This is a genomic window from Halorientalis brevis (assembly GCF_023077655.1).
Genome location: NZ_JALLGV010000007.1, coordinates 113,822 through 140,232 on the forward strand (window position 1 = coordinate 113,822; position 26,411 = coordinate 140,232).

At 66.7% G+C, this 26,411-nt stretch carries 27 protein-coding genes; 16 read left to right on the top strand and 11 right to left on the bottom strand.

The window, feature by feature from the left end; all coding sequences use genetic code 11:
• Positions 1 to 6 precede the first annotated feature (6 nt).
• The 3 genes from MU553_RS16060 to argF are packed head-to-tail and all read left to right on the top strand — an operon-like array spanning position 7 to position 3,123.
• The gene (locus MU553_RS16060) at positions 7 to 1,149 is read left to right on the top strand and encodes an aspartate aminotransferase family protein (protein ID WP_247379277.1); all 1,143 of its coding nucleotides are present in this window, start codon (positions 7 to 9) and stop codon (positions 1,147 to 1,149) included.
• The gene (locus tag MU553_RS16065; RefSeq protein ID WP_247379279.1) at positions 1,146 to 2,231 is read left to right on the top strand and encodes a [LysW]-lysine hydrolase; all 1,086 of its coding nucleotides are present in this window, start codon (positions 1,146 to 1,148) and stop codon (positions 2,229 to 2,231) included. Before MU553_RS16060 ends, MU553_RS16065 begins: the two co-directional genes overlap by 4 nt.
• A gap of 1 nt (position 2,232) precedes the next feature.
• Positions 2,233 to 3,123, top strand: coding sequence for an ornithine carbamoyltransferase (argF, locus tag MU553_RS16070; protein ID WP_247379281.1), 891 nt, complete (start codon positions 2,233 to 2,235; stop codon positions 3,121 to 3,123).
• A gap of 202 nt (positions 3,124 to 3,325) precedes the next feature.
• Here the strand turns inward: argF and MU553_RS16075 are convergent, their stop codons facing one another.
• The 3 genes from MU553_RS16075 to MU553_RS16085 form a co-directional block, all read right to left on the bottom strand.
• Positions 3,326 to 3,712 carry a DUF7979 domain-containing protein gene (locus MU553_RS16075; protein ID WP_247379283.1) on the bottom strand — a complete coding sequence of 129 codons (387 nt, stop codon included), beginning with the start codon at positions 3,710 to 3,712 and terminating at the stop codon, positions 3,326 to 3,328.
• Positions 3,713 to 4,020: 308 nt separating this feature from the next.
• On the bottom strand, positions 4,021 to 4,194 hold the full coding sequence (locus MU553_RS16080; RefSeq protein ID WP_247379285.1) for a hypothetical protein: 174 nt from the start codon (positions 4,192 to 4,194) through the stop codon (positions 4,021 to 4,023).
• A 222-nt stretch (positions 4,195 to 4,416) separates the two neighbouring features.
• Positions 4,417 to 4,794, bottom strand: coding sequence for a CBS domain-containing protein (locus MU553_RS16085; RefSeq protein WP_247379287.1), 378 nt, complete (start codon positions 4,792 to 4,794; stop codon positions 4,417 to 4,419).
• A gap of 262 nt (positions 4,795 to 5,056) precedes the next feature.
• Between MU553_RS16085 and MU553_RS16090 the strand changes: the two genes are divergently transcribed.
• The 6 genes from MU553_RS16090 (at position 5,057) to MU553_RS16115 (ending at position 10,263) form a co-directional block, all read left to right on the top strand.
• Complete coding sequence (locus MU553_RS16090) at positions 5,057 to 5,665, top strand: stage II sporulation protein M (RefSeq protein ID WP_247379290.1); 609 nt, start codon at positions 5,057 to 5,059, stop codon at positions 5,663 to 5,665.
• A 45-nt stretch (positions 5,666 to 5,710) separates the two neighbouring features.
• Positions 5,711 to 6,718 (top strand): RNA 3'-terminal phosphate cyclase, encoded by a 1,008-nt coding sequence (gene rtcA / locus MU553_RS16095; protein WP_247379292.1) that lies wholly within the window; start codon positions 5,711 to 5,713, stop codon positions 6,716 to 6,718.
• Positions 6,719 to 6,797: 79 nt separating this feature from the next.
• Positions 6,798 to 7,184 carry a helix-turn-helix domain-containing protein gene (locus tag MU553_RS16100; RefSeq protein WP_247379294.1) on the top strand — a complete coding sequence of 129 codons (387 nt, stop codon included), beginning with the start codon at positions 6,798 to 6,800 and terminating at the stop codon, positions 7,182 to 7,184.
• Positions 7,185 to 7,244: 60 nt separating this feature from the next.
• A complete protein-coding gene (locus MU553_RS16105) occupies positions 7,245 to 8,237 on the top strand; it encodes a CapA family protein (RefSeq protein WP_247379296.1) in 993 nt (330 codons plus the stop codon).
• Positions 8,238 to 8,279: 42 nt separating this feature from the next.
• Positions 8,280 to 9,545, top strand: a complete 1,266-nt coding sequence (thrC, locus tag MU553_RS16110) for a threonine synthase (RefSeq protein ID WP_247379298.1) — start codon at positions 8,280 to 8,282, stop codon at positions 9,543 to 9,545.
• Between the two features lie 331 nt (positions 9,546 to 9,876).
• Complete coding sequence (locus tag MU553_RS16115; RefSeq protein WP_247379300.1) at positions 9,877 to 10,263, top strand: hypothetical protein; 387 nt, start codon at positions 9,877 to 9,879, stop codon at positions 10,261 to 10,263.
• A gap of 9 nt (positions 10,264 to 10,272) precedes the next feature.
• Here MU553_RS16115 and MU553_RS16120 read toward each other — a convergent pair whose 3' ends face one another.
• Both MU553_RS16120 and serA read right to left on the bottom strand, forming a co-directional pair.
• Positions 10,273 to 10,794, bottom strand: coding sequence for a hypothetical protein (locus MU553_RS16120; RefSeq protein ID WP_247379302.1), 522 nt, complete (start codon positions 10,792 to 10,794; stop codon positions 10,273 to 10,275).
• A 188-nt stretch (positions 10,795 to 10,982) separates the two neighbouring features.
• Positions 10,983 to 12,593 (bottom strand): phosphoglycerate dehydrogenase, encoded by a 1,611-nt coding sequence (gene serA, locus MU553_RS16125; protein ID WP_247379305.1) that lies wholly within the window; start codon positions 12,591 to 12,593, stop codon positions 10,983 to 10,985.
• Between the two features lie 112 nt (positions 12,594 to 12,705).
• Between serA and serB the strand changes: the two genes are divergently transcribed.
• The 3 genes from serB (at position 12,706) to MU553_RS16140 (ending at position 15,315) form a co-directional block, all read left to right on the top strand.
• Entirely contained in the window at positions 12,706 to 13,347 is a 642-nt protein-coding gene (gene serB / locus MU553_RS16130) for a phosphoserine phosphatase SerB (RefSeq protein WP_247379307.1), read from the top strand.
• A 90-nt stretch (positions 13,348 to 13,437) separates the two neighbouring features.
• Positions 13,438 to 13,881 carry a universal stress protein gene (locus tag MU553_RS16135; protein WP_247379310.1) on the top strand — a complete coding sequence of 148 codons (444 nt, stop codon included), beginning with the start codon at positions 13,438 to 13,440 and terminating at the stop codon, positions 13,879 to 13,881.
• A 309-nt stretch (positions 13,882 to 14,190) separates the two neighbouring features.
• Positions 14,191 to 15,315, top strand: a complete 1,125-nt coding sequence (locus tag MU553_RS16140; protein ID WP_247379312.1) for a PAS domain S-box protein — start codon at positions 14,191 to 14,193, stop codon at positions 15,313 to 15,315.
• 42 nt (positions 15,316 to 15,357) lie between these two features.
• Here the strand turns inward: MU553_RS16140 and MU553_RS16145 are convergent, their stop codons facing one another.
• Complete coding sequence (locus MU553_RS16145; RefSeq protein WP_247379314.1) at positions 15,358 to 16,650, bottom strand: O-acetylhomoserine aminocarboxypropyltransferase/cysteine synthase family protein; 1,293 nt, start codon at positions 16,648 to 16,650, stop codon at positions 15,358 to 15,360.
• Between the two features lie 168 nt (positions 16,651 to 16,818).
• Here MU553_RS16145 and MU553_RS16150 point away from each other — a divergent pair, with 168 nt between their 5' ends.
• A complete protein-coding gene (locus MU553_RS16150) occupies positions 16,819 to 17,079 on the top strand; it encodes a hypothetical protein (protein ID WP_247379316.1) in 261 nt (86 codons plus the stop codon).
• Positions 17,080 to 17,225: 146 nt separating this feature from the next.
• Here MU553_RS16150 and metX read toward each other — a convergent pair whose 3' ends face one another.
• Both metX and MU553_RS16160 read right to left on the bottom strand, forming a co-directional pair.
• Positions 17,226 to 18,434, bottom strand: coding sequence for a homoserine O-acetyltransferase MetX (gene metX, locus MU553_RS16155; protein WP_247379318.1), 1,209 nt, complete (start codon positions 18,432 to 18,434; stop codon positions 17,226 to 17,228).
• Positions 18,435 to 19,727 (bottom strand): O-acetylhomoserine aminocarboxypropyltransferase/cysteine synthase family protein, encoded by a 1,293-nt coding sequence (locus MU553_RS16160; protein WP_247379320.1) that lies wholly within the window; start codon positions 19,725 to 19,727, stop codon positions 18,435 to 18,437. It lies immediately after the preceding gene.
• Between the two features lie 234 nt (positions 19,728 to 19,961).
• Between MU553_RS16160 and MU553_RS16165 the strand changes: the two genes are divergently transcribed.
• Both MU553_RS16165 and MU553_RS16170 read left to right on the top strand, forming a co-directional pair.
• Positions 19,962 to 20,681, top strand: coding sequence for a TraB/GumN family protein (locus tag MU553_RS16165; protein ID WP_247379323.1), 720 nt, complete (start codon positions 19,962 to 19,964; stop codon positions 20,679 to 20,681).
• 66 nt (positions 20,682 to 20,747) lie between these two features.
• Positions 20,748 to 21,860 (top strand): pyridoxal-phosphate-dependent aminotransferase family protein, encoded by a 1,113-nt coding sequence (locus tag MU553_RS16170; protein WP_247379325.1) that lies wholly within the window; start codon positions 20,748 to 20,750, stop codon positions 21,858 to 21,860.
• Between the two features lie 84 nt (positions 21,861 to 21,944).
• Here MU553_RS16170 and MU553_RS16175 read toward each other — a convergent pair whose 3' ends face one another.
• A complete protein-coding gene (locus MU553_RS16175; RefSeq protein ID WP_247379327.1) occupies positions 21,945 to 22,298 on the bottom strand; it encodes a DUF8028 family protein in 354 nt (117 codons plus the stop codon).
• 158 nt (positions 22,299 to 22,456) lie between these two features.
• Between MU553_RS16175 and ligA the strand changes: the two genes are divergently transcribed.
• Positions 22,457 to 24,541, top strand: coding sequence for an NAD-dependent DNA ligase LigA (ligA, locus tag MU553_RS16180; protein ID WP_247379329.1), 2,085 nt, complete (start codon positions 22,457 to 22,459; stop codon positions 24,539 to 24,541).
• Positions 24,542 to 24,599: 58 nt separating this feature from the next.
• Here ligA and MU553_RS16185 read toward each other — a convergent pair whose 3' ends face one another.
• The gene (locus MU553_RS16185; RefSeq protein WP_247379332.1) at positions 24,600 to 25,454 is read right to left on the bottom strand and encodes an ABC transporter permease subunit; all 855 of its coding nucleotides are present in this window, start codon (positions 25,452 to 25,454) and stop codon (positions 24,600 to 24,602) included.
• The gene (locus MU553_RS16190; RefSeq protein ID WP_247379334.1) at positions 25,451 to 26,401 is read right to left on the bottom strand and encodes an ABC transporter ATP-binding protein; all 951 of its coding nucleotides are present in this window, start codon (positions 26,399 to 26,401) and stop codon (positions 25,451 to 25,453) included. The genes MU553_RS16185 and MU553_RS16190 overlap by 4 nt, the downstream gene beginning before the upstream one ends.
• Positions 26,402 to 26,411: the final 10 nt, after the last annotated feature.

The window sequence follows — 26,411 nt, forward strand, 5'->3', positions numbered from 1 at the left end:
GACGCTGTGACCGGATTCGTCTTCAACGAGAAACCCATTCAGATCGAGTCCGGCGACGGACCGTATCTGTACGACGACAGCGGCACCGAGTACCTGGACATGGGCGCGAGCTACGCCTGCGTCCCGCTCGGCCACAGCCACGAGGCCGTCGACGAGGCCGTCCGGGACCAGCTCGACGACCTGACCTACGTCCAAGCCTCGTACCCCAACGCGGCCCGGACCGAATTGTACGAGAAACTGGCCGCCACCGCCCCGGACCCCATCGACAAGACGTGGCTCTGTAACTCCGGGACCGAGGCCAACGAGGCCGCGCTGAAGTTCGCCCGGAGCGCCACGGGCAACTCGAAGCTCATCGCGACGATGCAGGGGTTCCACGGCCGGACGATGGGCGCGCTCGCCACCACGTGGAAGAACAAGTACAAGAAGATGTACGAGCCGCTCATCGGCGACGTGGAGTTCGTCCCCTACGACGACCCCGAGGAACTCGCCGCGGCCGTCGACGACGAGACCGCGGGCGTCATCGTCGAACCCGTCCAGGGCGAGGGTGGCATCAACCCCGCCTCCACCGAGTTCCTCGAAACCGCCCGCGAGGCGACCGCGGACGTCGGTGCGGCGCTCATCTTCGACGAGGTCCAGACTGGGATGGGTCGGACGGGATCGCTGTGGGCCTGCGAGCAGGCTGGCGTCGTCCCGGACATGATCACGAGCGCGAAGGGGCTGGGCAACGGCTTCCCCGTCGGCGCGACGCTGTGTCGCGACTGGATCGCCGAGAACTACGGCTCGCACGCCTCGACGTTCTCCGGCGGCCCGGTCGTGTCGGCGGCCGCCAACGCCACCGTCTCGACCATCGTCGAGGAGGACCTGCCCGGCCACGCCGCCGAGATGGGCGACTACATCCTGACGGAACTGGAGTCGGCCATCGGTGACGACGTGCGCGAGATCCGCGGCGAGGGCCTGATGATCGGCGTCGAGGTCGGTCGCGGCGCCAACAAGGCGCTGAAGGAACTGGCGCTGAACCACGGCGTGCTGGCGCTGCCTGCCGGCCGAACCGTGGTGCGGCTGCTCCCGCCGCTAACCATCGAACAGGAGCAGGCTGACGCCGTGGTCGCGGCCCTGACCGACGTGCTGGCGGAGGACGACGACGCATGAGCGAGACGCAGTTCACCAGTACGAGCACGATCGACGTGGAAGGCGAGGCGCGGCAACTGCTGGTCGACCTCGTCGACACGCCGTCGGTCACCCGCGAGGAGCGAGAGTGTGCGGACGTCCTCAAGTCCTTCTTCGAGAGCCACGACCGCGAGGTGTGGATCGACGACGTCGGCAACGTCCGCGCCCCCGCCGACGACGGCTGCCTGCTGACCTCCCACATCGACACCGTTCCCGGGAACATCCCGGTCGAGATCAGAGAGGCCGAGGACAGCGACGAGCCGGCGCTCTGGGGTCGCGGCTCCGTCGACGCGAAAGGCCCCCTGGCGGCGATGGCCGTCGCCGCCGTGCGGACGGGTGCCTCGTTCGTCGGCGTCGTCGGCGAGGAAGTCGACTCGAAGGGCGGTCGCTACCTGGTCGAGGACCGCGAGAACGCGCCCGACGCCGTCGTCAACGGCGAGCCCTCCGGCTGGGAGGGCATCACGCTGGGCTACCGCGGCCTGGTCGCCGGGACGTACGTCGCGACGAGCGAGTCCGGCCACAGCTCTCGCCCGGAGAACAACGCCATCCAGGACGCCATCGCCTGGTGGTCGGCCGTCGAAGAGGAGTTCACCAACGACGAGTGGGAGGCCGTCTTCGAGCGCGTCACGCCCAAACCGACCATGATCGAGGGCGGACTGACGGAGGACGGCCTCTCGGTCGAGGCGACGATGGAAGTCCAACTGCGCGTCCCGCCCAGCATGAACACGGAGGAAGTCATCGAGATCACCGAGGGCCACCTCGACGTGGCCGACCGCGTCCACTGGAAAGACAGGGTCGAGCCCGTCATGCAGAGCCCCCGCACTGACGTGGCGCGAGCCTTCCGCGTCGCCATCCGCCAGGAAGGCGGCGACCCCCGACTGCTCCGGAAGACGGGGACGAGCGACATGAACGTCTACGCGCAGGAGTGGGACTGTCCCATGGTGACGTACGGACCCGGCGATTCGGACCTCGACCACGCGCCCAACGAACACCTTCCCCTCTCGGAGTACGACCGCTCGGTCGCCGTGCTGGAGGAGGTCGCGACGCGGCTGCTGGAGGCCTAACATGCCACGGTCACTACTGGACATCGACGACCTGACGACCGACGAACTCGACACCGTGCTCTCTCGTGCGGCCGACCTGAAAGCCCACGGCGACGGCGAACCCCTGCACAACCAGACGCTGGGAATGGTCTTCGAGAAACCCTCGACGCGCACCCGCGTCTCCTTCGAGACCGGGATGACACAGCTCGGTGGCCACGCCGTCTTCCTCGGCCCCGACGACATCCACCTCGGGCACGGGGAACCGGTCAAGGACACCGCCCGCGCGGTCGCCCGCTACGTGGATTTCATCATGGCGCGCGTGTTCGACCACGCCGACGTGGAGGAACTCGCCGAGTACGCCACCGTCCCGGTCATCAACGGGCTCACCGACGACGCACACCCCTGCCAGACGCTGGCGGATCTGCTGACGATCCGCGAGCAGTTCGGCGGGTTCGACGACGTCTCCGTGGCGTGGGTCGGCGACGGCAACAACGTCTGCCAGTCGTTCGTCATCGGCGCGGCCATGGCCGGGATCGACCTGACCGTCGCCACGCCCGAAGGCTACGGGATCGACGACGACGTGCGCGAACGCGCCGCCGACCTCGGCAACGAACCGGAGACGACCAACGATCCGGAGGCGGCCGTCGAGGACGCGGACGTCATCTACACGGACGTCTGGGTCAGCATGGGCCAGGAAGACCAGCGCGAGCAGAAACTCGCCGACTTCGAGGGCTTCCAGGTCGATTCTGCCCTCGTGGGAGATCGGACGGTGATGCACTGTCTGCCCGCCCACCGCGGCGAGGAGATCACCGACGAGGTCTTAGAGAGCGACAACGCCATCGTCTGGGACCAGGCCGAGAACCGGATGCACGCCCAGAACGGGCTGTTGACCTGGCTGGCTGAGCAGGAGTAGTCTCCGGCGAGCGACGTGAGCTGCTTTTTGGTCCAGATTTTTCAAGGACAGGGGCGCGACCGCAGGGAGCGACCCCGACGCAGAAAAAGGTGGCTTGGAACGGGCTGTCGACGTGGCTGGCTGAGTAGGCGTAAGGACCGAGCGCGAACGGAGTTCGACTTCACACGGACTGTTGCCCAGGCTATCCGAGCAAGCGTAGTGATTAGTCGATTGTCATAGAACGAAGGTAGAGAGTGAACAGACTCCGGGCACAGAGCAGGAAGCCGACGAGGCCGGCGATACCCACGAACGGCGTCAAGAAGACGCCACTGAGTCCGGGAGTGCGCTTGTTCGTGGCGAGCAAGTAGTTCCGTCCGTCGTGTCGGACGACGTACCAGCCAGACCCGAGGTTGTTGTAATCCGTCGGATACATGAACGCAGACACCGTCTGGTCTTCGGTCTCGACGACGTGCTTCCCACGATCTATCGTGTGGTCGACGACCTGCTGGCCGCGGGTAGAGAGGTTCGTGTAGCGGACGTGACCTTCGTGTGAAGCGTTGAACGTCCCCTCCTCTTCCGATTCTAATCTGTGGACGTAATCCGTGTTCAAGGTAGTCTGACCGGTCCAGATTGAACCGATCAGCAAAACTCCGCCAACAATAAGATAGAACCAGTTCCTGTCAGCCCACATTACTGTCGGATCTTCAGTCAGCTATTAAGTGTCTTCTGTTCAGCAAGTAAGCGACGGAGTTGGAATAGCGGTGTGGATGCAGCCAGCACCTGCATCCGCGCGAGCGAATGCGAGCGCGGTTCACGGGAGCGAGCGGAGCGAGGTCCCGACTTTTTCGCCCACGTTTTTCGAGGAGCGGGTCGCGAGCGACTGAGAGCGACCCCGACGAACAAAAAGGTGGAGTTGCATCACCGAAAGAGGACGCCGAGGATACAGAGAAGGAGCCCGACCAATCCGAAGGCGGACAGGAATGGGATGACGAGAATACTAACGAGCCCTGAGACCTCGTAAAGCCCCCACGTGGAACCAACCAACAGGAGGGTCCCGAGCAGCAGAAAGACCTGGCTCTTGTCGAGGTCCATTACGGTCCGGTCCTCGCGCCGGCACAAAGTGTTTTCTGGGCGTCACATGAGAGAATAGTGCTTATCGAGCCGTGAGCAGTCCGTCGTTCACCTTGCATCCGCGCGCCTGTGGCGCGCGGTTCACTGCCGGTGAATCGCGTAGCGATGAGCCGGCAGCCTTTTTTGGTCCAGATTTTTTGGCCGGGGTCGAGCGCAGCGAGGCCCCGGTGAAAAAAGGTGGGGTTATTGGGAAAGGTGACTGGTGATGTCGGTCGAGGAGACCATCCCGATGTAGTCGTCCTCGACGACCGGCAGGTGGCTGATGCCGAAGGTGGTCATCATCTGGGCGGCTTCGTTGATCGGGAGGCCCGGCGGGACGGTCTCGACGGATTCGGTCATCACGTCGGTGACGTCGAGTTCCGACGTGTCCTTCCCCTCGGCGACGGCGTCGAGAATGTCCGTGCTGGTGATGATCGACGGCGGGGCAGAGGTGACGAGGAGCGCGCTCATTCCTTTCTCTCGCATTTCGGTCGCGGCCTGGACGAGGGTCACGTCCTCGGAAATCGTCTCGATCGGCGTCGTCATGAGATCTTCGACGCGGATCTGTTCGGTTGAGTTCATATGTCACATACCAACGGCCGGGGTTAATGGTCTTTCCAATACCGATGAGAGCACGGCCCGTGGCTGTTGGTAGCAATCCAGGAGGTCGTTCGACGCGACAGACTGTCAAGAGCGGGCGTCAGAGCTCCGGTGAACGAGTTGTGACGGTCGTCGCGGCGAGCTGGCAGGCGTTCGGTGGCGGGGCGGTAGGGAGCATCACCAACGACCGCGGATTCGCCGGGACCGCCGCCCTGAAACCAGTGGTCATCGTTAGTGAGACTACATGAGCGAGACCCCGTCGAGTCAGGCGGCGAGTGAGTCGCGCTGGCTCCCGGTGCGGCTCTGGGCCGACTACTGGCGCTACGTCGCCCTCTCCGGTGCGCTGTTCGCCGTCGGCATCGTCGTCGGTGCCCTCCTCGTGGATCTGGTCAGCTTGAGCGTGCTGTTCGGTGGCCGGGAACTCGAAGGCGCGTTTCCGGAGCCGACCGTCGGGCTCCTGGTCGTCAACAACGCCATCGTCATCCTGTTGCTCGTCGCCAGCAGCCTGACGCTCGGGCTCGTCACCGCCGCGGTTCTGCTGTACAACGGCGTCATCGTCGGATACGTCGCGACGGAGGTCGCCCGCGAAGGCGGACTCGCGGTGGTCCTGGTCGGCCTGTTGCCCCACGGCGTCCTCGAGATTCCCGCCTTCCTCTTTGCGAGTGCCGTCGCGTTCCGGTTCACGCATCAGGTGCTCGGGGCCGCTCTGGGTCGACGCGAGGACGTGATGACCCAGCGCGAACTCCGGGAAGCCGCCGTGATGGTCGTCGTCGCACTGGTGCTCATCCCCATCGCAGCGTTCGTCGAAGCCGAGATCACGACGGCGCTGCTCGATGGCATGCGAACCGGATAACGGGCAGCCACCGGCGCTTTTCTTTCGCGCTAGCGTACAGCGCGTATGCTCGAACTCGACGGGTCTGACGCGGGCGGACAGTTCCTCCGGCGGGCGCTGGCGCTGTCGATCCTGACCGACACGCCGGTGACCGTCGAGCACGTCCGGGGCTCGCGACCCGAACCGGGACTGAAGCCACAGCACCTCGCCGCCGTCCAGGCCGCAGCGGACGCCTGCGACGGCACCGTCGAGGGCGCACGACTGGGCGCCGAGACCGTCAGTCTCGATCCCGGCCGGCTGTCCGGCGGCACCGTAACTGCCGACATCCAGACGGCAGGCAGCGTCACACTGGTGTTCGATACGCTGCTCCCGCTCGCGCTCCGCATCGACGACCCGCTGACAGTGCGGGCGACGGGGGGCACCGACGTGGCGTGGTCACCGCCGATGACCTGGTACCGCCACGTGAAGCTCCCACTGCTCCGGGACCTGGGCGTCGAGGTCGCCGTCGACGTCGACCGGACCGGCTTCTATCCGGTCGGTGGCGGTGCGGCGACGCTCTCCCTCAACCCCTCCGATCCGGCACCCCTGGCACTGAGCGACCGCGGTTCCCTCGAAGGCATCCGCGTCTACTCGAAAGCCGCAAACGGCCTGGCCGACGCCGAAGTTGCCGAACGCCAGGCCGAGGCAGTGCTCGAACAGTTCGACGACGACGTCACCGTCCTCGAACGAACGATAAGTTACGTCGACACCGACTCCCCCGGGACGGCGTGCTGTGTCCGGGCCGACTACGAGAACGGCGTGGCCGGCGCCAGCGCGCTGGGCGAAAAAGGGAAGCCGGCGGAAGAAGTCGGCCGCGAGGCAGCGAGCGACGTTCATTCCTTTGAGGGCACAAACGCGGCAGTGGACCGCTACCTGGCCGATCAGCTGCTCGTCGTCCTCGTTGCCGCCGGTGGCGAGCTGACGATTCCGACGATGACCAATCACGTCGAGACGAGTCTGGCGTTGTTCGAGGCGTTCGGCGAGTCGGTCGACGTCAGTGAGAAAGACGAGAGAGTCGTCCTCCGGGCCGGCTAAGTACCGGGAAACACCCAGCACACGGGGTGAGCCTGCGGTAACGGCCCCCTTTATCCGGTTCGCACCGTTACCAGAAGCTATGGCAGAGGTCGATCCACAGCCTGATCGGTTCCGGGACCTCATGGTAGACGACGAGCCGGGGTTCGAGGAGGTGCTAACCTGTGTGTTCGGCGTCCAGCGCCACGAAGCCCGAACGTATCTGACGCTGCTGGACCAGCCGGGCAGCACCGTCGCCGAACTGGCAACGACGCTCGACCGCGACCGCAGCAACGTCAACCGATCACTCTCCACGCTCCGCGAGAAAGGACTCGCCACTCGCGAGCGACGCCTCCTCGACGGCGGGGGCCACGTCTACCAGTACACCGCGACGCCGCTCGACGACGCCCGCGAGTTGATGCACAACACGCTCGACGAGTGGGCCGCCTACGTCCACGAACGGATCGACGAGTTCGGTCTCGATCCCTAGGGGCTCTCAGTCCGACCCACCGACGGCACCGTTTTCCACCAGTGTGTGGTACGACCCCACATGCCACTCACGCTCGGCCTGACCGGCGACGTCATGCTCGGTCGAAAGGTAGACGAGTTCCAGCAGCGTCGGGCGGTCGACGCGGTGTGGGGCGAGGTGCTGGGGCACCTGCAGGCGCTCGACGGGCTGCTCATCAACCTGGAGTGTTGTCTCTCGACGCGCGGCCAGCCCTGGCGACGGACGTATCGACCGTTTCACTTCCGGGCCGATCCGGACTGGGCGCTACCGGCGCTCCAGGCCGCCGGCGTCAACTACGCCAGCCTGGCGAACAACCACCTGCTGGATTTCGAGGTGCCGGCGCTCCTCGACACCGTGGACGCGCTCACGGAAACCGGGATCGCTCACGCCGGCGCCGGGCGGACTGTCGAGGCCGCCCGTGAGCCAGCCATCGTCTCGTTCGACGGGCTCGACGTGGCGGTCGTCTCGCTGACCGACAACACGCCGGAATTCGCGGCAGGCCCCACCGAACCCGGCGTCGCCCACGTCCCGATGGAACTGGACCGAGAAGAGCGCGAGACGGTGCGGACGATCCTCGCCCGTGCCCGCCGACACGACCCAGACCTGCTCGTCGCGTCGCTGCACTGGGGACCGAACATGGTCGCAGAGCCGGCTGCCAACTATCGGGAGTTCGGCCACTTTCTCGTCGACGAGGGCGTCGATCTGATCCACGGGCACAGCGCCCACGTCTTCCAGGGGATCGAGGTGTACGAGGGCGTCCCCATCCTGTACGACTGCGGGGACTTCGTCGACGACTACCGCATTAACCGGGACCTCCGCAACGACCGGAGCTTCCTGTTCGAGGTAACGGTCGAGGACGGACGGGTGACCCGTCTGCGACTCCGACCGACCGAGATCGCGGACTATGCCGTTCACTGGGCCGACGGCGACGTGGCCCGGTGGTGTCGCGAGCGAATGCGCGAGCGGTCCAGTCCATTCGGGACGGCCGACGCGTTCGAACGGCTCGGACGAGGGCTGGAACTGACGGTCGCGTGAAAACCGCCCTCTTTTTGCGGCGTGCGGCCCTCGACACGCGCAATGACAGATCTCGGACTCTCCGGTCTGAAAGGAGACACCGTGCCCGACGTCGCCGACGACGGCGTCTGGCTCACCTGTATCGAGTGCGGACACGTTCACCCGCCGTTCGACGACGTCATCTACACCTGCGAGGAGTGCGACGGCCTGCTCGAAGCACGCTACGCAGACGCGCCGACGTTCGACGACTTCGAGGGCCGCGGCGTCTGGCGTCACAGTTCCGCGCTCCCCTTTGAGGAGGGCGTCACGCTTCCCGAGGGCGACACGCCGCTGCACTACGTTCCTCGACTGGAGGAAGACGTCGGCGTCCGGAACCTCCGGATCAAACACGAGGGGATGAATCCCACCGGCTCGTTCAAGGACCGTGGCATGACCGTCGGCGTCCGCGTCGCCGAGGAGGTCGGCGTCGACCGTCTCGCCTGCGCGTCGACCGGGAACACGAGCGCTGCACTCGCAGCCTACGGCGCTCGCGCCGGCCTCGAAACGCTCGTCTTGCTCCCCGCCGGGAAGGTCGCAGCCGGAAAGGTCGCCCAGGCCAGCCTCCACGGCGCGCGCATCCTCGAGGTCGACGGCAACTTCGACTCCTGTCTCGACATCGTCCAGGACCTCGCCGACCGCGGCGAGGCCTACCTGCTCAACTCGCTCAACCCCTTCCGCCTCGAAGGCCAGAAGACCATCGGCTTCGAGATCCTCGAACGCTTCCACGACGACGAGGGTCGCTTCCCCGACCGCATCGTCCTCCCCGTCGGCAACGCCGGCAACACCTCCGCGCTGTACAAGGCGTTCCGCGAACTCGTCGCCAGCGGCGAACTCGACGAAGATCAGGTACCCAAACTGACCGGCGTCCAGGCCGAGGGTGCGGCCCCGATGGTCGAAGCCATCGAGCACGGGTGGGACGACACCGAACGCTGGGACGAGGTCGAAACTCGCGCGACCGCCATCCGCATCGGCAACCCGGTCAACGCCCCGAAGGCGCTCCCCGGCATCCGGAACACCGACGGCACCGCCGTCGCCGTCTCCGACGAGCAGATCACCGCCGCCCAGCGCGACCTCGCGGAAGAGGGTATCGGCGTCGAACCGGCCTCCGCCGCCTCCGTCGCCGGCCTCCGCAAACTCCGCGACCAGGGCGAGATTGGCGCGGACGAAGACGTGGTCTGTCTCACCACCGGCCACCTCCTCAAGGACCCCGACGCGGCCGCCGAGGCCGGCGCTGACCCCGAACCAGTCCCCAACGACACGGACGAAGTCCTCGCTCACCTGCAGGACTGACGATACCCTCGACGGAACTTTTTGCGAGTCGCGACTGAACAGCAATTGAGACGGTCGTCTCGGTCGCTGGCGATGCGGCGAGGTCGACGAGGGTACCCGGACCCCCTGGCGCCACCATACCACCTGTTCCCCACTTCGCGTCGACTACAAAAATTCAGCTACCAGGTAGAAATATATACGTACAGTTTGAATAAAATACAGTGCAAATCACCTACCAGAAACATCCCAGAGAGGCGCGGAAACCGCCAGACTGCAGGGCGTCGGCCGGGCGTGTGACCCCTGTCTGACGGAACTTTTTGAGACTGTGGCACATATTGGTACTCCCGCGACGATGGTACCCGAAACCACCCACAGCCAGCCCGGGGGGGCACCCGAAACGCAGGTCGACACGGCACCAGGCGTGCCACTCGATGCGACTGCGGTCGAGACCGAGGCGAACTCGCTGGCCGCTGAGACACGGCCGGTCTCTGCGGCGACGCGTCTCAGACTCGACAGGATGGAACGAACGATTCTCCACACGCGGATCGCCGCCCTCGAGCGAGCGCTCGAAGCCAAGGATCGACAGCGAACCGCGATCGTCGACCGGTACGAGACGATCGTCGCCGACCTCGAACGGCGAACCGACGACGACGCAGTGGCGATCGAGTTCGACGGCGACGCGACGGCCAGCCAGGACGGCCTCCTAGGGAGTCTCCACTCGCTTCTCGAACGCCGCTAGTCCCCCGACTCAGGACCGTTTTCCCGGAATGCCGATCGTCTGTGCGTCACCAGCCGACGCCGTGTCGGCCGCAACCGTCGCCCGGCGCTGTTCGGCCGCGGCGCGGAAGAACTGCGAGAGATACCAGACGGTCTCCGTCGAGTACGTCTCGAACGACGGCGGCGACGAGCCGTCGGTCGTCGCGTCGTTCGACCCGAAACGTACGAGCAGCGCCGTGACGACCGCGGCGAGCGACCGCCACAGCCGAGACAGTCCAGCCCCGACTGTCGGCGACTGGTCGACGGCTGCTCCCCGGGTTCGATCCTCGACTCGCTTTCGCCGTGCGACCAGTCCTTCGAGTCGTGCGGCGATCGTCATCAGCGCCTGCAGGTCGAGCGGGCCGGTCGGATCGACGCCGGCTACATCTGAAATCAGGTCCCGGTAGGGTTCCACTGACAGCCGCCACACGTCGCCATCTCGTTCGAGTCCGGGGACCGGTGGCTCCCGGTGAACGGTCGGCGGACACGGCGTGACAAGTTCGTCGACACTCATTCGGACGTTCGGATTGAAATGAGCGAGTGTGTATTAAATACACTCATCTCTTGAACGCCATACGCTATATTTTTCCATCGGTTCTATATACTCGTGTGAGATTCTGCCATTCGTCGGTGGATTCGGATACACAGCGCAGCCGCTGACCGGCGCACCGAAAGCAGAAAAATCAGCGACCGGGTGAGCGGTCAGTCGTCGCTCGTGTCGGCGTCGACGGTACCGTTCAGCGAGATGTGACTGACGTTGATGATCCGCTCGTCTTCGAGGATGCTCTCGAGGACCTCCTCGGATGGCGCTTCGTCGAGGTTGTACACCGAGAGCGCTTCGCCGCCGATGGTCTCGCGGGCGTTGAACATGGCCGCGATGTTGACGTCGTGGTCGCCGAGCGTCGAGCCGATGAAGCCGATGACGCCGGGGACGTCCTCGTTGCGCGCGACCAGCATGTGGCCGTGCGGGATGGCGTCGACGCGGTAGCCGTCGATGCGGACGATGCGCGGGTCCTCGCCGGCGAACTGGGTGCCGCAGACGCTGACCTCTTCGTCGCCGTTCTTGACGGTGACCGTCACGAGGCTCTGGAAGTCCTCGGAGGAACGGCTCTTCGATTCGACGACGTCGATGCCGCGCTCTTCGGCGATGCGCGGGGCGTTGACGGCGTTGACCTGCCACTCCAGGGGCTCGAAGACGCCCTTGAGCGCGCTCGCGGTGACGAGATCGAGGTCTTCCTCGGCGATGTCGCCGGCGTAGGAGACGTCGACCTCCTCGACGCGATCGTCGAACAGCTGGACGGCGATCTTGCCGGCCGTCTCCGCGAGGTCGATGTACGGGCGCACGCGGGGGAACGCCGACTCGTCCATCGACGGGGCGTTCAGCGCGTTCATGACCGGCTCGCCGCGGAACGCGGCCATGACCTGGTCGGCGGCGCTCGTCGCGACGTTCTCCTGTGCTGCGGAGGTGCTCGCGCCGAGGTGCGGCGTCACGATGACGTCCTCGACGTCGAGCAGCGGGTTGTCCGGGTCGACGGGCTCTTCGGCGAACACGTCGATCGCCGCGCCGGCGAGCTGGTCGTTCTCGACGGCCTCCGCCAGGGCCGGCTCGTCGATGATGCCACCGCGGGCGCAGTTGACGACGTAGCCGCCGTCGAGCTTGGCAAGTTCCTCTTCGCCGATCATGTTCTCGGTCTCGGGCGTCAGCGGCGTGTGGATCGTGATGAAGTCCGCTTCCTCGAGACATGCGTCGAGGTCGTCAGCCAACTCCGCACCGAGCTGCTCGGCGCGTTCCTCCGAGATGTACGGGTCGAACGCGACGAGGTTCATGCCGAGCGAACCCAGGCGCTTGGCGACCTCCTGCCCGACGCGGCCGAGGCCGACGATGCCCAGCGTCTTCCCGTTGAGTTCCGTCCCGAGGAAGTCGCTTTTCGCCCACTCGCCGTTCTGGAGGCGCTCGTGGGCCTGTGGGATCGAACGCGCCGTCGCGAACGCCATCGCGACCGTGTGCTCGGCGGCCGCCCGGACGTTGCCCTCCGGAGCGTTGGCGACGATGACGCCGTGTTCGGTGGCCGCCTCGATGTCGATGTTGTCGACGCCGATGCCGGCCCGGCCGACGATGACCAGATCGTCGGCAGCGTCGAGCACCTCGTCGGTGACTTCCGTGCCCGAGCGGACGATGAGTCCGTTGGCGTCCTTGACTGCGTCGAGCAATTCCTCGCCCTCGATGTCGTAGGCCGTCTCCACGTCGTGGCCCGCCGCGCGGAGTCGTTGAATGCCCGCGTCAGCGATAGGGTCCGTGACGAGTACCTTCATGCGCGAACCATTCCAGTCGGCAGCCATAACCCTTTCTTCATCGACCCGCGCAGCCGTGATGGAGACGGCGGTAACCGGGAGCTTTGAAACCCCTGCCTGCGAACGGGGGAACATGACACTCGTAGCCTTCGACTTCGACGGGACGCTCTCTGACTCGGAGATGACAGTGTTGCTCGGCGAGCAGTGCGGCGTCGCGGGCGACATGGAGACGATCACCGAACGGGCGATGAACGACGAGATCGAGTACGCCGAAAGCCTCCGCCAGCGCTGTGGCCTGCTGGAAGGGCTCTCCCAGGAGAAAGCGGAAGCCGCCTTCGACCAGGTCGTCCTCCGTGAGGACGCGAACACGGTCATCGACGAGCTCAACGAGGCCGGCGTCCACACCGCCATCCTCACCGGCGGCTTCGAGCGCGGCGTCGAGCGCGCCCTGGAGAAAGCCGGCGTCTCCGTCGACTCCATCGTCGCCAACCGGCTCCCGATGGAAGACGGCGAGCTCACCGGCGAGGTCGAGGGACCGCTCATCGAGGGGACGAAAGACGACGCCCTCGAAGACCTGGCCGGGACGGTCGGCGTCGACATGGACGACACCGTCGCGGTCGGCGACGGCGCGAACGACCTGCCGATGCTGGAAGTCGCCGGCCTCTCGGTCGGGTTCGACCCGAAACCGGCCGTCGAACCGTCCTGTGACACCGTCGTCCTCTCGATGTCGGAACTCCAGGGCGTGCTGGAAGCGGAGAGCGTCCTGCAGCCCTGAGCCACCGACGCGGGCGTATCAGCCACCGAACGTTTCGTTTTGCCGGCGATTCGGGCAACCGTTATTCACCGGAACGTGGTAACGAGGGTCATGAAGACCACGGACGGATACGAGCGACTGCTGGTGCCAGTCGACGGGAGCGACGCGGCCATGGTGGCGCTGGACGAGACGCTGACGCTGGCCGACCGGCTCAACGCGTCGATCCACAGCCTCTACGCCGTCGATCCCAGCCACGCCCACGGGTTCACGACCGAGGACCTCGTCCTCGCGGCGCTCGAAGACGAGGGGGAGGCGACCCTGGCCGACGTTCGCGAGCGCTGTCAGGCCCACGACGTCCCCGTCGAGACGACGATCGAGCGCGGCCACCCGAGCGACGCCATCCTCGACTACGCGACCGACAACGGGATGGACCTGATCGTGATGGCGACCCACGGCCGCCGGGGCCTGGACCGGTTCCTCCTCGGCAGCGTCACCGAACACGTCATTCGTCACGCGGACGTGCCGGTGTTGACGGTCCGGGCACCGGCCGAGTGAGCACCACGCGAAGGCGTCCGACTCCCGAGCCGAACGTAGCCCACTGTACGGCATATAGCGCTATTGTCAACATTTATAAACACTTTATCTGCAGGCCCCCCTCCACGGGAGTGAGCGAGAGATGATAGCTCCAGCAATAGTTGGCTCGTTGATATCGTATGTGAGCCAGTGGACCAGCCGAGGGCACGGCGGTGGAGCTACTGGGAGCGACACCCAGAAAACAGATCAGTGTTCGAATACGATGAGGGAGGACCGGGGCGGGCGGCGGGACCGTCTGTCGCTCACCCGCGGCGTCGAGGGGTCCCGCGGATGAGCGACTTCGACAAACCGCTGGTGAAGTTGACCGACGCGCGGGTCCTCCGGCGGACGGTCGAACAGGCGGGCCACGCGATCATGTTGGTGGATACGGACGGTACGATCGAATACGTCAATCCGGCGTTCGAGCGGATCACGGGCTACACCGCGGCGGAAGCGATCGGCGAGAACCCGCGACTCCTGAACTCCGGCGAGCACGACAAGTCGTTCTTCGCGGACCTCTGGGGCACGATTCTTTCGGGCGAGGTCTGGGAGAGCGAACTCGTCAACAGGCGCAAGGACGGGTCGCTCATGCACGTCGATCACACCATCGCACCCGTGACCGACTACGACGGAACCATCGAGAAGTTCGTCGCCGTGTTCACGGACGTCACGGAACAGAAACTGGAGCGACAGCAGCTCCAGGTCCTCTATCGACTGCTCAGGCACAACCTCCGGAACGAACTCAACGTCGTGATGGGGTACGGTGACGCCATCCGCACGGAGACGACCGACGAGCGGGTCGCCGACTACGCACGGGCGATCGAAGACGCCTGTGCCCGTCTGACGCGGGTCAGCGAGAAGGCCAACACCGTCCACTCGACTGTCAACGACGTCGGGAGCGGGACGGGCTGCGTGGACGTCGTCTCGACGGTCGCCGAGCAGATCGACGCGCTGCGCGACGCCTGCGAGCACGCGACCATCTCGCTGACGGCCCCCGACGGGCGCGCCCCCGTCAAAGTGCCCGTCGTGATCGCGATCGAGGAGTTACTGGAGAACGCGATCGATCACAACGACGCCGAGACGCCGGTCGTCGACCTCACCATCGAACGGAACGAGCGGCGCGACGGGAATCCCTTCGGCCCGGAGTCCTGGGTCGCGATCACAGTCAGCGACAACGGGCCCGGCATCCCGGCGCAGGAGCGAGCGACGGTCCGAGCCGGCAAGGAAACCCCGCTCCAGCACGGCAGCGGCCTGGGACTGTGGCTGGTGAGCTGGATCACGCGCCAGGTGGGTGGAAAAATCGACATCGAGACGCACGACCCGCGCGGGACGACCGTCTCGGTGTTCGTGCCCGAAAGTTCGTCTGCCGACGCGTCCGGGGGGAAGTCCGGGCGACGCATCGGCGTCTCGGACTGACACGCCGCCCGCCACACGGTCGAGACCCGTCCGCAGTGCCGCTTACGTCGCCTGGTCGATCGCCTGATCGAGGTCCGCTTTGATGTCCTCGACGCCTTCGAGCCCGACCGAGAGGCGCACGAGGTCGTCGGTGACGCCCGCGGCTTCCTTCTCTTCTGCGGTGAGTTGCTGGTGGGTCGTCGAGGCGGGGTGGATGACGAGCGTCTTCGCGTCGCCGACGTTGGCCAGCAGGCTGGCGATCTCCGTGGATTCGACGGTGCCGCGAGCCGCCTCGTAGCCGTCCTCTAGACCGAAGGTGAGCATGCCACCGTAGCCGCCCTCTAGGTACTTCGAGGCGTTGTCGTGGGTCTCGTGGTCTTCCAGGCCGGGGTACGTGACCCAGGAGACTTCGGGGTGGTCCTGGAGGAACTCCGCGACGGCCAGCGCGTTCTCGGAGTGAGCGCGCATGCGATGAGGCAGCGTCTCCAGTCCCTGGAGCGTCTGCCAGGCGTCGAAGGGCGACTGCTGGTTGCCCAGGTCGCGCAGGCCGCGGGCGATGGCGGTGTAGGTGAAGGCCTGCTCGCCCATCGCCTCGGCGAAGTTGACGCCGTGGTACGCGGGGTTGTCCTGGGCGATCTCCGGGTAGTCCTCGGCGTGGGCGCTCCAGTCGAAGTTGCCCCCGTCGACGACGACGCCGCCGACAGTGGTGCCGTGGCCGTGAATCCACTTCGTCGTGGAGTTCCACACCAGGTTCGCGCCGTGCTCGATGGGGTTACAGAGCGCGGGCGTCGCGAAGGTGTTGTCCATGAGCAGCGGGATGCCGTGGTCCTCCGCGATACCGGCAAGCCGCTCGATGTCCGGCGTCACCAGCGCGGGGTTGCCGATCGTCTCGCAGTGGATGTACTTCGTGTTCTCGTCGATTGCCTCCTCGTATGCATTGTAGTCAAGCGTATCCACGAACCGCGCCTCGACGCCCTGGCGGGGGAGCGTGTGGGAGTAGTAGGTGTACGTCCCGCCGTAGAGCGAGGACGCAGTGACGATGTTGTCGCCCGGGCCGGCCAGCACGAAGTCGGTGAGGTTGAGCGCGGCCATCCCGGAGGCGGTGGCGACGGCGCCGACGCCGCCCTCCAGCGCGGCGATGCGCTCCTGGAGCGTCTCGACGGTCGGGTTCATCAGCCGCGAGTAGATGTAGCCCGGTTTCTCCAGTGCGAACTGGGAAGCGGCGTCCTCGGCGTCCTCGAAGACGTAGGACGTGGTCTGATAGATCGGCGGTGCGCGCGCGCCCGTCGCCGCGTCGGGCTCTTCCTGCCCGACGTGCAGGGACTTCGTCTCGATGGACTCGTCGTCGTCAGTCATGTTTGAACAGTGAGAGGGAGGGGGCGACATTATACCTGTCCCAATGTGCATTATCCGCCCGTATCTCTGACGCGGCCCGGGAGTGTGAACACTACGTTCCAGATACGTTGACACGACAGGACGACTAGAAAGGTACCGCTATACGAGCGGGGTGGCAACCACCTGGCAATGTGTGGACGACTGGGAGGGAACCGGCGCGGCGTCCTCGAACGAATCAGCGACCACCCGTGGCGGGCGGCGGGTGCCATCGCTGCCCTGGGAGCGACGGCAGTCATCGTCCAGGGAGCAGTGAGCGCGGCCGGCACGTCGGTCGCGACCGTCCAAGGGGCGAGAATTGCGCTCTCGGCGGCCGTGACGGTCTCGCTGGAGCGGCCCGCGTACCCGGTCGCGGTGCTGGCGGGGCTCGCGGTGCTGTTGCGTCGGTCGTAGAGACAAGCATCCGCGCGCCCTGTGGCGCGCGGTTCACGCGAGCGACACGGTCGCTCGCGCTTTTTTAGTCCAGGTTTTTGCGGCGGTGGGTACCCGCAGCAGCGCAAAGCGCTGCGAGGACACCCGCCGTCGCAAAAAAGTGGGTTCTAGTCGGAGAACAGGCTCGTGTGGACGGGCGCGAACTGGCTGCTCTCGTCCTCGCGCTCGACGGTGTCGGTGACCGACTTCCCGTCGACGCCGTCTTCGAGGAAGTCGGCGAGCGGCGGGCCGACTTTCTCGGGTTCGACGAGGAACGCGTCGTGGCCGTGATCGGACTCGATGACGTGGTGGGCGACGGGCTGGTCGACCGTCCGGAGGGCGTCGGCCAGTTCCTCGGCCTGTTCGGTGGTGAAGTGCCAGTCGCCGGTAAAAGACACCACCAGGGCTTCGCCCTCGAAGGCGGCCAGGGCGTCGGCGTCGGACTCGAAGCCGGCCGAGAGGTCGTAGTTGTCCATCGCCCGCGTCAGATAGAGGTAGCTGTTGGCGTCGAACCGCTCGACGAACTTCTCGGCCTGGTAGTCGAGGTAGGATTCGACGTCCCGGTAGGGGAAGAACGTCCCCGCGGGGTCGACCGGAAACGAGCGCATGGCGTCGCGGCCGGCGGCCCGGCGGCCGAACTTGGCCTCCATCGAGGCCTTCGAGAGGTACATGACGTGCCCGAGCTGGCGAGCCAGCGACAGGCCGTCGGTCGGTTTCGCGTCGGTGCCGTAGTAGTCGCCGCCCTGCCAGTCGCAGTCGGTGGTGATGGCGCGGCGCGCGATGGCGTCGATCGCGAGACACTGCGGGTCCAGTCGCGCGGCGGACGCGATAGGGACGACGCGCTCGACGTGGTCGGGGTGGCGCTTCGCCCAGTCGATGGCGTTCATGCCGCCGACGCTCCCGCCGACGACGGCGTGGAGGTGCGGAATCCCGAGTTCGTCCAGCAGGAGCCGCTGGGCCTCCGTCCAGTCGCCGACGGTGACTGCCGGGAAGTCAGTCCCGTACGGCTCGCCGGTCTCGGGGTTCTCCGAGGCCGGGCCGGACGAGCCGTAACAGGAGCCGGGGTTGTTGGCGCAGACGACGAAGTACTCGGTGGTGTCGATGGCCTTGCCGGGACCGACGATGTCGTCCCACCAGGCGCGGGCCTGGCCGGCTGTGCCCTGCGTGCCGCGGTGGCCCGCGACGTGGGCGCTGCCGGTGAGCGCGTGGCACACGAGGACGGCGTTGTCGCCGGTGAACTCGCCGTAGGTCTCGTAGGCCAGCTCCAGGTCCGGGATCGACTCCCCGGACTGGAACTCGAACTCGCCCAGCGAAACGGTGTCGTGGTCAGTCTCCATTCAGGTCGCCTCCTCGATAGCTTGGGCGAGGTCCGCTTTCAGGTCTTCGACATCCTCGATGCCGACCGACAGGCGCACGAGGTCGGGCGTGACGCCGCTGGCGCGCTGTTCGTCCTCGGTCAACTGCGCGTGGGTCGTGCTGGCCGGGTGGACGACGAGCGTCTTGGCGTCGCCGACGTTGGCGAGGAACTGCCCGAGGTCGACCGCCTCGCAGAAGTCGCGGCCGGCCTCGTACCCACCGTCGAGGCCGAAGGCGATCATCCCGCCGTAGCCACCCTCCAGGAACTCGCTGGCGTTGTCGTGGGTCTCGTGACTGTCCAGGCCGGGATAGATGACCCAGGACACCTCGGGGTGGTCCTGGAGGAACTCGGCGACGGCCATCGCGTTCTCGCAGTGGCGTTCCATCCGGAGCGAGAGGGTCTCGCTCCCCTGGAGGGTCTGCCAGGCGTCGAACGGGGCCTGGCCATCGCCGAGCGTGCGCAGGGCGCGGTAGCGGGCGGCCGCCGAGAAGGCGTTCTCGCCGAAGTGCTCGCTGAAGTTCGTCCCGTTGAACGCGGGATTAGGTGCGCCGATCTCCGGGTACCGGTCGGGGTACTCGCCCCAGGGGAACGAGCCGCCGTCGACGAGGACGCCACCGACCGTGGTCCCCGAGCCGTGGATCCACTTGGTCGTCGACTCCCAGACGACGTCCGCGCCGTGGTCGAGGGGGTTGCACAGCGCCGGCGTCCCGAACGTGTTGTCGACGAACAGCGGGACCTCGTTTTCCTCGCAGACGGCCGCGAGTTCGTCGAAATCGGGCGTGATCAGCGACGGGTTCCCGATCGTCTCGCAGTGGACGTAGGCGGTGTCGTCGTCGATGGCGTCGTCGTAGGCGGCGTAGTCGAGCGTGTCGACGAACCGGGCTTCGATCCCGCGCCGACGGGCCGTGTGAGAGAGATACGTGTGCGTGCCGCCGTAGATAGACGAAGCCGACACGACGTTGTCGCCCGCGTCGGCGAGGACGGTCGTCCCCGCGTCGAGCGCTGCCAGTCCGCTCCCGGTCGCGACGGCGTCGACGCCGTTCTCCAGCGACGCCAACCGCCGTTCCAGGGTCCGCACCGTCGGGTTGTGGAACCGGGAGTAGATGTTCCCCTCGCCCTCCAGCGCGAACAGATCCGCCGCGTGGTCGGCGTCCTCGAAGACGTACGAGGTGGTCTGATAGATGGGGGGCGCCCGCGCGCCCGTCGCCGGGTCGGCCTCGGCCTGCCCGGCGTGGACGCAACGCGTCCCGAACCCTCGCGTGTCGTTAGTCATGTACCACACTCATATATCCGCAGCCATCTATAACCAAGAGTTACGGCAAATATCTCAGCGGTGCAAGTTACCACGCGCCATACGTAGTCGCGATGTCACTGTCGCGCGACGGCCACTGCGGACGGTCTTCCCGGCGAGTACGGCCGCCTTACTGGGTAAGCCGTAGGTATCTCGCAAGTACTGGCGCGGAAAGCCAACCTTAATCTCCCTTCACTGGCAGCGTCCCGACAGACGATGGCGGCCGACAGTCCCTCCCCCGACGACCCGCGGCTCGACGACGACCACGTCAGGACGCTCGACGACGGCCAGGTGACGCTCGTCGGCGTCGTTCACGATCACCCTGCCAGTCGCTACCGCGTTCACGAGATCGTCTCTCGTCGCGCGCCCGACGTGCTCGCGCTCGAAACGCCGCCGCTCGCGCTGCCGCTGTTCCGCCAGTACGCGGCCGACGACCGGGACGTCCCAGCGTTCGGCGGCGAGATCAGCGCGGCCATCTCGGCCGCCGAGGAGGCGCGCGTCGTCGGCATCGACGGCATCGACGGCCGCTTCGTGCGGACGCTCGCCGCGAACCTCCGGCAGGAGCGCGCCTCGCTCTCGACGGTCCGGTCGCTCGTCTCGGGGATCACGAGCGTCCTCCGACACGCGACGGTCTGTCGGCTCGCAGCGACCGTGTGCGACCTCACTGGCCTCCGACTGGAAGTCGACGAGCCGGTCGACCACGACTGTAGCCTCCGTGACGCCCCGGCGGTGCAGGCCGACGACGAGCGGTCACAGCTCACCCAGAGCCTGACGCTGTTACGCGTCGCGGACCCGCCCGAACCGGTCAAGCTCCGGGACGAAACCCGCGAGGAATGCATGGCCGAGCGACTGACGGCACTCCGCGAGGAGGGGGACGTCGTCGCGGTCGTCGGGCGCGGCCACCTCGACCCGCTTGCCGACCTGCTGACCCAGTGACTGGGCCGGTATCAAAACTACCATGCCGTCCCGCTCCGAGGGGACACCATACTCAAGGTGGTTTCAGTGACCAAAAAACAAGAATACAAAGACGACTATCCCGACAAGCAGCTGTACATCCCGGGGCCGACCGAGGTGCGCGAGGACGTCATCGAGGCGATGTGCGAGCCGATGTTCGGCCACCGCATGGACCGGATGACCGACCTCTACACGACCATCGTCGAGGACACGAAGGAGTTCCTCGGCACCGACAACGACGTCATCATCCTCACGGGGTCGGGGACCGAGTTCTGGGAGGCGTCGACGCTCAACCTCGTCGACGAGAACATCCTCGTCCCGACCTGCGGGAGTTTCAGCGAGCGCCACGCCAACGTCGCCGAGCGCCTGGGCAAGGACGTCGATCGGCTCGAGTACGAGTGGGGCCAGGCCATCAAGCCCGAGGACATCCGCGAGGAACTCGAATCGAGCGACAAGCACTACGACGTCGTCGCGACGGTGATGAACGAGAGTTCGACCGGCGTCCGCAACCCCATCGAGGAGATCGGCGACCTGATCGCCGAGTACCCGGACACGTACTTCGTCGTCGACGCCGTCTCCGCGCTGGGCGGCGACTACGTCGACATCGACGAGCACAACATCGACGTCATCTTCACCTCCACCCAGAAGGCGTTCGCCATGCCGCCGGGACTGGCGGTCTGCGTCGTCAGCGAGGATGCCTACGACCGCGAACTGGAGAAAGACTCCGCCTCGTGGTACGGCGGCTTCCAGCGCTGTCTCGACTACTACGACCGGAAGGGCCAGACCCACTCCACGCCGGCGATCCCCATCATGCTGGCCTACCGCAAGCAGATGAAACACATGCTCGACGAGACCCACGAGGAGCGCAACCAGCGCCACCAGGAAATGGCCGAGTACACCCGCGAGTGGGCTCGTGAGCACTTCGACCTCTTCGCCGAGAAAGGGTACCGCTCCCAGACGGTGTCCTGTATCGAGAACACGCAGGGCATCGACGTCGCCGAAACCATCGACGCCGTCTCCGAGGAGTACGACATGGTCTTCTCGAACGGGTACGGCTCACAGCTCGGCGAGAAGACGTTCCGCATCGGCCACATGGGCGAGCACACCGTCGAGAGCATCAAGGAACTGACCGACGCCATCGAAGACGTCGCCGGGCTGTAACCACGACAGAACGGGAGGAGTTCCCGACAACAGCTCGCGACGGGGTCGCACGCAGTTTCGTTCTCTCGCGTCGATTCCGTACCGTCAGTCAGCCGCTTCGCTGCGGTCGGTTCCTGCCGTCCGGTCCCGGTCACCGGACCTGTCCGTCGCGTACGGATGACCAACAGAGAGCACCGCGACGTGTGTCACGACCAGCCCGACGAAGACGAGATACTCGGACTGCGTTTTGAGACCGGAGAGCAACACCGGGACGTACAGGAACGGCAGCGGAATCGCCATCCAGAACGCGGCGGCCGTGATGGCGCCACGCAGTCGACCGAACAGGCCGTGTCCGGTCGACGACCGGTCAGTCGTCTGCTCCGTGCGTTCGTCGTCGCCGACCCCCGACGGGACGAGTGACCGAAGCCTCTCCCCGTCGCGGCGCGAGTCCCCCCACATAGTACCTGCAACAACGCCGCAATCCACCATTAGTATACAGCCCGTAATCTCTCGTAACCGACCACTAAACGGCCGGTAGGCGCAGTTTGAGACTTGCTACCAGGTGCCAAAGTCGAGAGGCGGTACAGTTAGGAGTGCAGCGCCCAACCGTCCCGCCGATGGCAGAGACGGAGGCGGCGCCCGAGGACAATCCGTACGTGCAGGCCCCAGAGACGACGTTCCGACCGGTCGACGAGCTCCAGGAGTCCGAGGCTCGCCAGCAGGCGGCCGATCTGCGCGAGGCGATTCGGTTCCACGACTACCGCTACTACGTCGAGAACGATCCGGTGATCGCCGACCGGACGTACGACGCGCTGTTCGAGCGATTGGAGGCACTGGAGGACGCGTTCGACCTCCAGACCGAGGACAGTCCGACCCAGCGCGTGGGCGGGGAGCCCCTGGAGGAACTCGGCACCGTCGAGCACGTCGTGCCGATGCTGTCGATCGACCAGAGCGTCGAGGCCGAGGCGGTCCGGGAGTTCGACCGCCGCGTCCGTGAAGGGCTCGCCGACGCGAACTGGGACGGGAACGTCGAGTACGTCTGCGAGCCGAAGTTCGACGGGCTCTCCGTCGAAATCGTCTACGAGGACGGCGGCTTCGAGCGCGCCGCCACTCGCGGCGACGGCGAGACCGGTGACGACGTGACCGCGAACGTCCGCACCATCCGGAGCGTCCCCCAGCGCCTTCGCGGGGACTACCCCGACCGCCTCGTGGTCCGCGGCGAAGTGTACATGCCCAAAGACGCCTTCACCGAGTACAACCGCGAGCGAGTCGAACGCGGCGACGATCCCTTCGCGAACCCGCGCAACGCCGCGGCGGGCACCCTCCGGCAACTCGACCCGTCGGTCACCGCCGAGCGACCGCTCTCGATTTTCTTCTTCGAGGTGCTCGACGCCAGCGAACGGGCCGACAGCCACTGGTCGGAACTGGATCGCTTCCAGGAGTGGGGGCTCCGCGTCTCCCAGGAAGTCGAGCGCGTCGAAGACGTCGAGGCGGCGATCGACTACCGGGACCGGCTCATGGAGCGCCGCGAGGACCTGGCCTACGAGATCGACGGCGTCGTCGTCAAGGTCGACGACCACGCGGCCCGCGACGTGCTGGGCGCGACGAGTCGGGCGCCCAGGTGGGCCTTCGCCTACAAGTTCCCCGCGCGCAAGGAGGTGACGACGGTCACCGACGTGGTCGTCCAGGTCGGCCGCACCGGCCGCCTGACCCCCGTCGCCCTGCTCGAACCCGTCGAAGTCGCCGGCGTGACCGTCTCGCGGGCCAGCCTCCACAACCCCGACGAGATCGCGTCGCTGAACGTCGGCGTCGGCGACACCGTCCGCGTCAAGCGCGCCGGCGACGTGATCCCGGACGTCGAGGAGGTCGTCGAAAAGCACAGCGAGGGCCACTACGAGTTCCCCGACCACTGCCCGGTGTGTGACAGCGCCGTCGAGCGCGAGGGACCGATGGCGTACTGCACCGGCGGGCTGGCCTGTCCCGCCCAGTTAGAGCGAGCGATCGAACACTACGCCAGCCGCACCGGGCTGGACGTCGAGGGACTCGGTCCCGAGCGCATCCAGCAGCTCCTCGACGCGGGCCTGGTCGAAGAACTGCCGGATCTCTACGATCTCGACCGGGAGGACCTGGCGGCCCTCGACGGCTGGGGCGAGACGAGCGCCGAGAACCTGCTCGACGAGCTGGACGACGCGACGGAGCCGTCGCTCGACGCGTTCCTCTCGGCCATCGGCGTCCCCGAGGTCGGGCCGACGACGGCCAAATCGCTCGCGCGGGCGTTCGGCGATCTGGAATCCGTCATGGACGCGACCGAAGCGGACCTCCGTGCGGTCGACGACATCGGACCCGTCGTGGCCCGCGAGATCCAGGAGTTCTTCGACTCGGACCGGAACCAGGCGGTCATCGAGCGGTTGCGCGACCACGGCGTCGACCCCCAGCCGGTCGAGGTCGACGGCGGCGACGAACTCGACGGCCTCACGTTCGTGTTCACCGGCGCGCTCGACGCGTTCACCCGTCAGGAGGCCCAGGACCTCGTGGAGCGCCACGGCGCGAACGCCACCAGTAGCGTCTCGGGGAACACGGACTACCTCGTCGTCGGCGACAACCCCGGTACGTCGAAACGGGAGGACGCCGACGCGAACGACGTCCCCCAACTCGACGAAACCGAGTTCGAGGCGTTGCTGGCTGACCGCGGCGTGCAGTGACGCGCCGACCGATTCTCACCGGGCCTGCTCGGCCGCGCGACGCGCGCTGTCGCGGGAGCTACAGATCGGCGTCGCGGAATCGCAGGTAGCCCACCCACGACGGGAGGACGATCCACAGCCCCAGGATGACGAGCGCGAACCACCAGGAGAGGTAGAAAGGCACAGGCCCGCCGAGCTTCGACTGGAGGAGGGACGATCCCTGGAACAGGAGGAACGTTCCCTCGTAGGCGCCGGTGGGGCTCAGTCGCTGGAGGAAGACGAACCAGGCCGGGAACTCCCCGGTTGCGGGCATCATCGAGCCGGCCGACAGGAGATACAGAGCGTTCGGAACCCCGCCCCAGACGAAGTTGAACAACGCAAAAGTGCCGACCGCGCCCGCCGCCGCCCGGCTGGCCGACGCCGTGAACGCCGAGAACCCGACGGCGATGCTGACGAACGCCGTCGACAAGGCGACCGTAAACGCGATGAACGCCAGGAAGAGCAGGGGCGAGCTCGACTGGTAGAGGACGAGGCCGATGAGAAACGCCGTCGCGAAGCCAGCAGTGATGGCCGACGCGACGACGAGCGTCCGCCCGACGATCTTCCCGAGCACGACGTCGCGGCGCTCGTGTGGCAGGGACAGCAGGAGTTTGAGGCTGCCGGACTCGCGCTCGCCGGCGATGGCCTTGTACCCGACCAGCAGCGCGGTGATGGGCACCAGCCACCCCGCCGGCGTTCGCAAAAAGAGGATGAGATTGTACATCCGGTTCGAGCTGGGCAGGGTGAGCCGGTCGCCCGATCCCGGTAGCGCGAGGAACGAAAACAGGATCGCGGCGGCGACCGCGAGGACGGCGAACAGGCCCGCGACGACCCACAGCGTCTGCGACCGGATCGCGTCGTGGAAGTCCTTTCGGGCGACGGCGACCCAGGTCATGCCCGTCCCTCCCCGCTGACGGGCTGGGCCGTGTTTCCGGACGTGTACTCGACGAACAGGTCCTCCAGCGAGGCCTCCTCCGTGACGAAATCGAGCACCGGCGCCCCGTGCTGATCCAGTGCGTTGAGCGCCGGCAGTTTCGCCTCGTCGGCACACGCGATCGAGACGGTCGGGTCGGCCGCCCCGCGGTCGGGAGCGACGGTCGAAACCCCGCTCAGAGTTCGGACCGCCGAGACGGCACCGTCGGGAAGCGACTCGACCGTCACGTGGAGCTGTGTCCCGCCGCCAGCGTCGGCGCGCAGCGACTCGACGCGATCGACCGTCTGGACGGCGCCGTCTTCGAGGATGGCGATGCGGTCACAGACGGCCTCGACCTGGCCGAGGATGTGCGACGAGAAAAACACCGTCGCGCCGCGGTCGCGCTCGGTCCGGATGAGTTCGCGCATCTCCCGCGCCCCGTTCGGGTCCAGCCCCGAAGTCGGTTCGTCCAGGATCAGCAGGTCCGGCTCGCCGACCAGCGCCATCGCCAGTGCGAGCCGCTGTTGCATCCCTTTCGAGTAGTCCCCGGCGGTGCGGTCGGCGGCATCGGCGAGGCCGACGCGGTCGAGCAGGCCCGTCACGTCCGCGGCGACGTCCTTCGACTCGGCGACGAACTCGACGTGCTGGCGCGCCGTCAGCCGATCGTACACGTCGAAGCCCTCGGGCAGCACGCCCGTCCGGGCGCGGACCTGTGCGGACTCGGCCTGTGCGTCGTGTCCCAGGACCGTCGCGCGGCCGCTGGTGGGCCGGACGAAGTCCAGCAACACGTCGATGGTGGTCGATTTCCCCGCGCCGTTCGGCCCCAGAAAGCCGAATATTTCCCCCTCTTCTACCGTGAGATCCACCCCACGGAGAGCTGTCACGGCGTCGAACTCCTTGGTGACGCCGTCGAGCTCGATCGCAGCCATACCCACGGAT

Coding starts and splice junctions, on each gene's coding strand:
- MU553_RS16175 (WP_247379327.1), bottom strand. CDS start 22,298: ATGTGGGGGGACTCGCGCCGCGACGGGGAGAGGCTTCGGTCACTCGTC.
- MU553_RS16065 (WP_247379279.1), top strand. CDS start 1,146: ATGAGCGAGACGCAGTTCACCAGTACGAGCACGATCGACGTGGAAGGC.
- MU553_RS16145 (WP_247379314.1), bottom strand. CDS start 16,650: ATGACTGACGACGACGAGTCCATCGAGACGAAGTCCCTGCACGTCGGG.
- MU553_RS16105 (WP_247379296.1), top strand. CDS start 7,245: ATGCCACTCACGCTCGGCCTGACCGGCGACGTCATGCTCGGTCGAAAG.
- MU553_RS16080 (WP_247379285.1), bottom strand. CDS start 4,194: ATGGACCTCGACAAGAGCCAGGTCTTTCTGCTGCTCGGGACCCTCCTG.
- metX (WP_247379318.1), bottom strand. CDS start 18,434: ATGGAGACTGACCACGACACCGTTTCGCTGGGCGAGTTCGAGTTCCAG.
- MU553_RS16140 (WP_247379312.1), top strand. CDS start 14,191: ATGAGCGACTTCGACAAACCGCTGGTGAAGTTGACCGACGCGCGGGTC.
- MU553_RS16165 (WP_247379323.1), top strand. CDS start 19,962: ATGGCGGCCGACAGTCCCTCCCCCGACGACCCGCGGCTCGACGACGAC.
- argF (WP_247379281.1), top strand. CDS start 2,233: ATGCCACGGTCACTACTGGACATCGACGACCTGACGACCGACGAACTC.
- MU553_RS16090 (WP_247379290.1), top strand. CDS start 5,057: ATGAGCGAGACCCCGTCGAGTCAGGCGGCGAGTGAGTCGCGCTGGCTC.
- MU553_RS16085 (WP_247379287.1), bottom strand. CDS start 4,794: ATGAACTCAACCGAACAGATCCGCGTCGAAGATCTCATGACGACGCCG.
- MU553_RS16120 (WP_247379302.1), bottom strand. CDS start 10,794: ATGAGTGTCGACGAACTTGTCACGCCGTGTCCGCCGACCGTTCACCGG.
- serA (WP_247379305.1), bottom strand. CDS start 12,593: ATGAAGGTACTCGTCACGGACCCTATCGCTGACGCGGGCATTCAACGA.
- serB (WP_247379307.1), top strand. CDS start 12,706: ATGACACTCGTAGCCTTCGACTTCGACGGGACGCTCTCTGACTCGGAG.
- MU553_RS16185 (WP_247379332.1), bottom strand. CDS start 25,454: ATGACCTGGGTCGCCGTCGCCCGAAAGGACTTCCACGACGCGATCCGG.
- ligA (WP_247379329.1), top strand. CDS start 22,457: ATGGCAGAGACGGAGGCGGCGCCCGAGGACAATCCGTACGTGCAGGCC.
- thrC (WP_247379298.1), top strand. CDS start 8,280: ATGACAGATCTCGGACTCTCCGGTCTGAAAGGAGACACCGTGCCCGAC.
- MU553_RS16190 (WP_247379334.1), bottom strand. CDS start 26,401: ATGGCTGCGATCGAGCTCGACGGCGTCACCAAGGAGTTCGACGCCGTG.
- MU553_RS16135 (WP_247379310.1), top strand. CDS start 13,438: ATGAAGACCACGGACGGATACGAGCGACTGCTGGTGCCAGTCGACGGG.
- rtcA (WP_247379292.1), top strand. CDS start 5,711: ATGCTCGAACTCGACGGGTCTGACGCGGGCGGACAGTTCCTCCGGCGG.
- MU553_RS16160 (WP_247379320.1), bottom strand. CDS start 19,727: ATGACTAACGACACGCGAGGGTTCGGGACGCGTTGCGTCCACGCCGGG.
- MU553_RS16100 (WP_247379294.1), top strand. CDS start 6,798: ATGGCAGAGGTCGATCCACAGCCTGATCGGTTCCGGGACCTCATGGTA.
- MU553_RS16150 (WP_247379316.1), top strand. CDS start 16,819: ATGTGTGGACGACTGGGAGGGAACCGGCGCGGCGTCCTCGAACGAATC.
- MU553_RS16115 (WP_247379300.1), top strand. CDS start 9,877: ATGGTACCCGAAACCACCCACAGCCAGCCCGGGGGGGCACCCGAAACG.